General features: G+C 58.0%; 7 protein-coding genes. 3 read left to right on the top strand and 4 right to left on the bottom strand.

The features are described from left to right. Positions 1-209 precede the first annotated feature (209 nt). The 3 genes from HQL56_09585 to HQL56_09575 form a co-directional block, all read right to left on the bottom strand. Entirely contained in the window at positions 210-1,289 is a 1,080-nt protein-coding gene (locus HQL56_09585) for an acyltransferase family protein (GenBank protein MBF0309767.1), read from the bottom strand. Continuing rightward, positions 1,286-3,445 carry an AMP-binding protein gene (locus tag HQL56_09580; GenBank protein MBF0309766.1) on the bottom strand — a complete coding sequence of 720 codons (2,160 nt, stop codon included), beginning with the start codon at positions 3,443-3,445 and terminating at the stop codon, positions 1,286-1,288. Before HQL56_09580 ends, HQL56_09585 begins: the two co-directional genes overlap by 4 nt. A gap of 70 nt (positions 3,446-3,515) precedes the next feature. After that, positions 3,516-3,998, bottom strand: a complete 483-nt coding sequence (locus HQL56_09575; protein ID MBF0309765.1) for a ferritin family protein — start codon at positions 3,996-3,998, stop codon at positions 3,516-3,518. 214 nt (positions 3,999-4,212) lie between these two features. On the opposite strand from HQL56_09575, the gene amrS reads away from it, so the two are divergent. From amrS to HQL56_09560, 3 genes are all read left to right on the top strand, one after another. Beyond that, positions 4,213-5,277 (top strand): AmmeMemoRadiSam system radical SAM enzyme, encoded by a 1,065-nt coding sequence (gene amrS, locus HQL56_09570; protein MBF0309764.1) that lies wholly within the window; start codon positions 4,213-4,215, stop codon positions 5,275-5,277. Positions 5,278-5,481: 204 nt separating this feature from the next. Next, positions 5,482-6,795 (top strand): AAA family ATPase, encoded by a 1,314-nt coding sequence (locus HQL56_09565; GenBank protein MBF0309763.1) that lies wholly within the window; start codon positions 5,482-5,484, stop codon positions 6,793-6,795. Between the two features lie 107 nt (positions 6,796-6,902). Further along, the gene (locus tag HQL56_09560) at positions 6,903-7,580 is read left to right on the top strand and encodes an RloB domain-containing protein (GenBank protein ID MBF0309762.1); all 678 of its coding nucleotides are present in this window, start codon (positions 6,903-6,905) and stop codon (positions 7,578-7,580) included. A gap of 27 nt (positions 7,581-7,607) precedes the next feature. On the opposite strand, the gene HQL56_09555 is transcribed toward HQL56_09560, so the two are convergent. Beyond that, the coding region (locus tag HQL56_09555; GenBank protein MBF0309761.1) for a cation transporter at positions 7,608-8,118 on the bottom strand (511 nt) is incomplete at its 5' end.

Here is an 8,118-nt window from a genome sequence, read left to right as displayed (position 1 = left end):
TATACCTGAACAGATACAGAAAAATTACGTATTCCAAAGTAGACGCGGTATAATCGCCCGTAGTCGGCGGGTGGTGGTCCACCTCTGAACACGATTTCCAAAGGCTGTTTGCGGGTGAGCCGGGAAGATACCGGCGGCGGATCCAGGTGGCGTCCAAGAGCGTTACTTGGAACCCGTCGGAAGCGATACGCCCACCGCAACCACCCGGTCTATCGCTTCTCCCCTGATTTGCACATCGGCAGCAGGAAAACTCCCACCCACGCAGCGCGCCTGGACAACTCATACGCGAGTATCGAGGCGACGATGCCGATAACGAAGCTCTCCATTCCAATCAGCTCATTCGAGTCGCTATATCCGGCCAACAGTGGGAAAGCCATCTGTTGCGGAATGTAGTGGAACGCCAGGATGAAAAGACTGGCCGAGCCCAGATAGGCCAGAAACGGTCCGAAGATGGCTTGTCCGGCGATCCACGCCGAGAAGGCCATGACCAGATAAATGCCCAGAAAAGCCTGCAACGAGTCGATCAGTAGCGAGTTATAGATGCGATAGTTGAGGTCGATGGTCTCGTGGAAAGTGTAATGCAACAGGCAGTAGCCCAGAAACGCTGCCAGGACCGGCAGGATCCGGGGGGTGAAATTCCGGCTGGCTTGGCGAAAATGGTATCCAAAAAGGAGATAGGCGGAGCTGATACCGAGCAGGTCGAGGCTGAAGGGCAAACCGGGCAGTTTCGTCTCCGGGAAAGAGGCGAATCCGGGCCATGCGGAGAGATCCCTCCTCCAGAAGAAATCGATGAAATGAACCCCGCCGGCCAGTAGGAGCAGGGCGGTGGTCAACAGCCAGCGGGGATGGCGATCCTTTAACAGGGGCAACAAACCCTTGACGAACAGCAGGGACGCGAAGAGGTGGGGCAGAAACCAGAGCGGGACCACGGCGATGGTCTCGCCGGTGGCATAGAGCATTCCGCCGAGGTAACCCGCCAGGGAGGCGGGACCCTGCCACAGAATGAGCGGACAAAACAGCAGCAGAACGGTCAGGTAGGGTTTCAGCAGTGCGTCGGCGCGGGAGAGGGCAAAGGTTTTCATCGCCTGGGATTCCTGGATGAAGATCCCGGAGAGGAAGAAAAAGAGCGGCAGGTGAAAGGAAAAGAGGATTTGGTGCCATTCGCCCTCTTCGTGATCGACGATCCAGTTGTGGCTGAAGGCGACGGCCAGAATGCCGATTCCCTTGGCGATGTCGAGGGAGGCGTTGCGTGGCGTCGCGGGGGGAAAGGAGGGCGTTTCCGGGTTCACGGGTGATCCGTTGCCAGCCACTTGCCCAGGGCCGGGTAGTCGATTTTCCCGGTACCGTTCGAAGGGATCTCCGCCCGGAACAGCAGACGGCGTGGCAGTTGCACCGGACCCCATCCCTCTTCGCGTCCTGCGGCCAGCAACTGGGTCAGGAGCGCGTCGCGGCATTCGGTAACCAGAATGACCACCTCTCCGCGACTGGCGTCTGGATGGGCCAGGGCGGCATGGCGGCCTTCCGGCCATACCCGGTGGGCCAATTCCTCGATGGCTCCCAGGGAGACCATCTCCCCGGCAACCTTGGCAAAACGTTTGACCCGGCCCAGGAGTCGCAGAAAGCCCCCCTCCTCGAAAACCGCCACATCTCCGGTGTCGTACCAGGCCAGTCCGCTGTCGTCGATTTCCAGTCCGTGGTCTCCGTCGTCGCGCAGATAGCCCCGCATGATGTTGGGCCCGCTGACCAGCAGGCGTCCTCCATGGTTCAGTCCGGGCACGGGCTCCAGACGGGCGGCCAGTCCCGGCAGCAGGGGGCCGACACTGCCCGGCAGGTTGCGGTCCGGGCTGTTGACCGCCAATACCGGGCTGGTTTCGGTGGCGCCGTATCCCTGAAGGATGCGCAGCCCGAACTGATGATGCCACAAGCGTTCGGTCTCCTCACGCAACGGTTCGGCTCCGGCGAAGACCAGTCGCAGGGATTGAAAATCGGCGGGGCGGGCATATCGTCCCCACCGGGCCAGAAAGGTGTCGGTACCGGCCAGGATGGTGGCCTGGCTGGAGAAGACCAATCCCGGCAGATTGTGGAAATCGAGGGGAGAGGTGTGCAGAAACAGGCGCATCCCCGAGAAGAGGGGGGCCAGGGTACAGACCGTCAGACCAAAGGAGTGGAACAGGGGCAGGGCATTGAACAGACTCTCTCCGGGGCCGAAGGAGACGCGGGATCCCATCTGGACACAATTGGCCAGAAGATTGGCGTGGGAGAGTTGTACCGCTTTCGGGTTGCCTTCGGAGCCGGAAGTGAAAAGGAGTACCGCCGGCTGATGGGGATCGGATTGCGGCACGGAGCGGCGATACCAGGCCTTTGGGCGTTTCGACCAATAGAGACTGAGCAGTAACTCACGGTTACTCAATGACTTTTTCAAGTCTTCCAGGTAGAGAACAGGGAATTCCCGCCCCAGGGTGGCCAGGGTCTCTTCGAGTTTGGCTTGGGCAACGAAGCGTCTGGAGGTGACCAGTACGCTCAATCGGGCTTGTCGGGCGCAGGCCGCCAGGGTGGCGGAGCCCAGGGTGAAGTTGAGCAGGGCCGGAAGGCGTCCCAGGGATTGCAGGGCGAAAAAGACCAGAACCGCCGCGCCGGAAGTGGGCAGCAGCACCCCGATGGCGTTGCCCGGGGGGGTGTGTCGCCGGAGAAGGATGGCCAGCACGATGGAACGGTGGATAAGCTGTTTGCCGGTCAGTTGCAAACCGGTGGAATCGGCAATCAGGGGTTGCCGGGAAGTCAACGGGCTGTGCAGCAGATTTTCCCACAGGCTGCGTGGGTGGAAACCGGCCGTGAAACGGAGTTGTTCCAGGGTGGTTTCCAGACGGGAGATCAGGAGTTCCCGGGAGGGTGTGGCCGCCAGCGCGGTGAAACCCAGCGGATCGGGCGTCGGAGGAAACAGGTTGGCGTAGAGAGTCCCGTTTCGATGCAGCGGGCGCCATGGGCGGAAGCGCGAACCGTGGATGCCGTAACGCAAATGGATGGGCTGCAAAGCGGCCTCTTCCTGAAAGGCCAGCCAGGGGAGGTTTTCCAGCGGTTTGGGGCGTGGAGGAGGTGTTCCGGAGCAGTGCCAGGGGCGGTATTCCCACCAGGTTGCCACCCGGCCACCCTGTTGCAGCAGGGTGCGCAAGGTTTTTTCCCAATCCGCCGTGGCGGCCACGGGTCGAACGCCCAGCAGGCGGAATAACCAGCCGAAGCGCAGTTTCTCTCCGGGAGGAAACAGCAGTGAGCCTCCGGCAGGCAGGAGGCAGGCCATGACCAGGGCGTCCGGCAGGCCCCGATGGTGGTTGCAGCAGAGCAGCAGGGCTCCGGGGCGTTTGATCGTCCAGGCGCCATGCTCGATCACCTGCAGGGGTAGCAGGCGTCGCGTCAGATATCGGGCGAGACGGGACAGGAGATCGAACATGGTATTTCCATTCGCCCGATCAGGCAACGCCTCTCCCGGAGGCGAGAGAGGCGGCCCGTCGGAGGTCGGACTACAACCCCGGACGGTCGTCGGGGGTCATTTCCAGGGAATGGAGCAGGTTTTCCAACGCCTTGGCATGTCCCTCCTCTTCATGGGCCAGCACTTGGCAATGTTGCCGAACCTCCGGATTGGTGGCGGCGTTGGCCAGGTTGAGGTAGTTGTCCCGGGCATTCCGTTCCAGGGCGATAGCCATCTGCAGCACGGCGGGCATGTCACTTTTCTTGATGGCCGCCGCTTCTTCGCGGGAGATGGTGGAGGACATGGAGGATTCCAGCTCTTTCAAATAGGCTTCGGGATCGAAACCCTGGCCGCAGGGGGCGTTTTTGGCTTTGCGGATCAACTCCAGGGTATGTCCGTCTTCCATGTCCGCCAGTTTCAGGAAGAGCATCCTCGATTCATCGTTTTCGGTCTCTTCGGCGGCCATATTGTAGAAGGCGGCACCTTTGACCTCGTTGTAAATGGCCGTCTTGAAAAAATCGGCTGCAGTTTCCATGGATTGCTCCCTCTCTGAAGTTTGCGAAAGTTTTTGACACCTGCCCGGGACGATTCGGTTTATGATTAAGTGGTCCGGGACTTTCGGGCCGGCGCGCGAGGGGAACCTCCGGGCGCATACAAGATCGGTTCCCGGACCGCGGCACGCCGACTGCTGCAAAAATACATTGCCTTGTGAGTTGGCGCACGGTTCTTTATCACGGGTGGAGGCAGGCATGAGACGCGCCGAGTTTTGGCAAACCCTGGAGGATGGACGGATTCAATGCGATGTCTGCCCGCGACGGTGTCGCCTCAAAGAGGGGCAGCAGGGGCTCTGTTTCGTGCGCGCCAGGCAGGATGATGCGTTGGTTCTGACCACTTACGGGCGTACCAGCGGATTTTGTGTCGATCCCATCGAGAAAAAGCCCCTTTACCAGTTTCTGCCGGGCAGTTCCACTTTCTCTTTTGGTACGGCAGGGTGCAATCTGGTTTGCAAGTTTTGTCAGAACTGGCATCTCAGCAAGGCTCGGGAGGCGAGCGCCCTCTCCGGCAGCGCTTCTCCGGAGGCCATTGTCCAGGCTGCCCGACGGGCGGGTTGCGCCAGTGTTTCGTTCACCTACAACGACCCGGTGATCTTTCTGGAGTATGCGGTGGATGTGGCCCAGGCTTGTCGGGAGCAGGGGCTTGCAAGTGTGGCGGTGACGGCGGGGTATATCAACGACGCGCCGCGAAAGCGGTTCTTTGCGGCGATGGATGCGGCCAATGTCGATCTCAAGGGTTTTTCGGAGCGGTTTTATCGGCAGTTGACCGGTGGGCATCTGGAGGTGGTGCTGGAGACGTTGCGTTATCTGGTCCACGAAACCGGGGTTTGGGTGGAGATCACCACGTTACTGATTCCGGGGGAGAACGACGATCCCCGGGAGATCGAAGCCATGTGCCGCTGGATCCGGGAGGAGCTGGGGGGCCAGGTTCCGCTGCATTTCACCGCGTTTCATCCGGCCTGGAAGTTGATGGACAAACCGCCCACCCCCCTTGAGAGTTTGCAGCGGGCGCGAAACATCGCGTTGGATCAGGGACTGCAACACGTCTACACCGGCAATCTGCCCGATGCGGCGGGATCCACCACTTGGTGCGCCGGGTGTGGGCTGGCCCTGATCCGGCGGCGGGGCTGGGATATCCTGTCGTATGCCCTGGATGGTGCGGGGTGCTGCCGGAAGTGTGGAACGCGCTGTGCCGGGCGTTTTCCGACCCAGGCGCCGGACATGGCCCAGCGGGGCCGGGGGCCGGTTCGCATTCTGTGACTTCTTCTATCCCTTTATTTGGTAAACAGGGTTGGGGGAGTCTGAGGGGGAGCTCTGCTGCCCCCTCAGGGTTTTTCCTTTCTGTCCGGAGTGCCTCGATAACCGGAAAATGACCCATCATCGTCGTTCCTCGTTGCAGATAGCGGTATTATTGCGTAACTTCAGCAAAAATCGTCCCAAGATACGCAATAAGGTGGGAATGCCATGTTGATCGAGTTCAGTGTCGCCAATTTTGGGCCTTTTGCCGACGAGGTGACCTTGTCGATGGTGGCGGCCAATGCCTACAAGGAGCATCGGGACCGTTTGATCCCCAGTTCCGCTGTTGGAGGGGATCTGGTTCCTCTGGCGCTGGTCTACGGTCCCAATGCTTCCGGCAAGTCGACGCTGTTGAAGGCGATGGCGTTCATGAAGTCGGCTGTATTGGATTCATTCAAAACACCTGTATCAAAAAGTATAGGCTACCGTCCCTTTCTTTTGAACCGGCAGGGGGATCAGACATCGTCTGGATTTGAGGTTATTCTGATTGCGGAAGATGGAAATCGCTATCAATACGGATTTGAGGCGGATGCTGCCCGGATCTGGCGGGAATGGCTTTATTACTGGCCGGGAGGTTATTTCAGAACGATCTTTACCAGGGAGTGGAGTCCAGAGAATGATATTTATACATGGTCTCCAAAACGATTAGGGACGAATATTCCGGAATATAAGTCTGCCTGGATGGATGATGTCTTGCCAAACCGGTTGTTTCTTTCGGTCGTTGCCCAAAAATTACCCGAAACGCCGATGAAAACGGTATACAATTGGTTTAATGATAGGCTCGTTATTAGAGGAAATAATGAAATACCACCCGTAGAAACATTTCACCTTCTTGAGCAACCTGAAGGAAAAAAATGGATATTGGATTGGATGAGGAGAGCTGATCTGACTGTTTCAGATGTCGAAATCAGGCGAAAAATGCTAGCTGTTTATGATGTAGGTACATCACTACAAGAAGAAGGATTTGATGTTGGGAATTTTATTCATGTCGAAGAGGGGGAGGGGAAGAAACAGTCTATAGAAAGTATTAAACCCATCTTATTTAGAGGCGGAGAGGAACAGGATAGAATACCACTTCCTTATCGGCATGAGTCGGATGGTACTCAAAAGTGGTTTGAAATGGCTGGTTTTTGGAAAAAGATCCTCGAACAGGGTCAGATCGTCTTGGTGGATGAACTGGAAACCCATTTGCACCATCAGCTCAGCGAGTTTTTGATTGATCTGTTTCATAACCGAAAACAAAATGTAAAAAATGCTCAACTCATCTCAACCACTCACGACGTGGCTCTGATGAATGAGGATCTTCTGCGGCGCGACCAGGTTTGGATCTGTGACAAGGATGCTTCGCAATCGGCCCGACTCTATCCGCTCTCCTTTTTCAAGCCGCGCAAGGGGGAAGCGTTGTTGAACGGCTATTTGGCCGGGCGTTACGGGGGTATTCCGCGGGTGCGGCGTTTAGGTCCTATCGGAGAACCATGGTGACCTCGGTGCGGCGGGGTACACCGATTCCCGGAACGGGGAATCGTGCCCCCAGAGCCCAACGAAGCATGGGTAAACAAAAAAACAGGCTCATCCGCCATGATGTGAACGTGAGCGATGGAAACGAAATAATACTAATAATTACAGAGGACACGCATAGCGGACTGGATTATCTTCAGTCTCTGATCGACCATTTGGGACTCAAGCATCGGGTCGAAGCAATCTCCAGCGACCATCCGGATCCGGGAAACGTTATCGACAGTGCGATTCGTGTGGCGAAAGTACGCAACCGGGATGTCCGGATTGATCGGATATTCTGCCTCTTCGACGGGGATACCTTTTTGCGAGGAGGGCAGGAGAGCCGGAATGCCCGAAATGCCTTGCAAAAAGGCATCCGCCAAAAGACGACTACCGGTAACCCCTGGCAGGTTCTGATTTCTACGCCTTGCTTCGAGGTCTTTCTGCTGCTCCATTTTCAGGAGATGCCGGGGCCGGTTTCCCTGACGAAGGTGTCCGGGAGAGAAAGCTGGTGCCTCGGTGTGGAAAGAATGCTGTCGAACGTCCTTCAGGGCGAAGCCGGGCAGAAGGGATATGACAAGGGCCAGTCTCTTCCGTTTCATCTCTTCAGGGACAAGGTGAGACTGGCTGCCGACAGGGCCAGACGGGACGAGGATTCGCGCCGCGCCTCGGGAGATCCGATTGTTTTTTTCAACCCCTCGACCATGGTTCACCACCTGATCGATGTGTTACTGGCGGAACGTTCAGGGGGAGCACGCCTCCCCCCCTGAACGTTCTTTCCATCCCTTGCGGCTTTGTCAGTTCTTGCACTGGGGACAGACGTTGATCTCCAGGGTCAGGTGTTGCAGATCGGGAAAACGCTCCTGCAACCGTCTCTTCAGTGCCGCCGCCTCCAGGGGTTCGGGGGCGGTGAGGGCAAGGATGCAGGCCAGATGTTTGGGGCCAACCCGCCAGACATGCAGGTCCAGGATATCCCCCTTCACCTCCTGCCCAACCATCTTCCGTATCGCCTCTTCCGTCTCCTGGGTGTTTTCCGCATCCAGCAATACCTTGGCGCAATCCTTGACCAGCCCGTAGGACCAGTAGGCGATCACCGCCGAACCCACCAGTCCCATGGCGGGATCCAGCCAGTTCCAGCCCAGAAACAGTCCACATCCCAAGGCCACGATGGCCGTCACCGAGGTCAGCGCATCCGCCAGAACATGCAGATAGGCCGCCCGCAGATTGTGGTCCTTGTGGTGCAAGCCATGGTCGTCATGGTCATGGTCATGGTCATGGTCATGGTCATGGTCATGGTCATGGTCATGG

It is taken from the genome of Magnetococcales bacterium, assembly GCA_015231925.1.
Taxonomy (GTDB): domain Bacteria; phylum Pseudomonadota; class Magnetococcia; order Magnetococcales; family JADGAQ01; genus JADGAQ01.
The sequence above is the reverse complement of the archived record's forward strand: the minus strand, read 5'-3'. Positions and strand labels throughout refer to the sequence as shown.

Coding starts and splice junctions, on each gene's coding strand:
- HQL56_09580 (MBF0309766.1), bottom strand. CDS start 3,445: ATGTTCGATCTCCTGTCCCGTCTCGCCCGATATCTGACGCGACGCCTG.
- HQL56_09575 (MBF0309765.1), bottom strand. CDS start 3,998: ATGGAAACTGCAGCCGATTTTTTCAAGACGGCCATTTACAACGAGGTC.
- amrS (MBF0309764.1), top strand. CDS start 4,213: ATGAGACGCGCCGAGTTTTGGCAAACCCTGGAGGATGGACGGATTCAA.
- HQL56_09565 (MBF0309763.1), top strand. CDS start 5,482: ATGTTGATCGAGTTCAGTGTCGCCAATTTTGGGCCTTTTGCCGACGAG.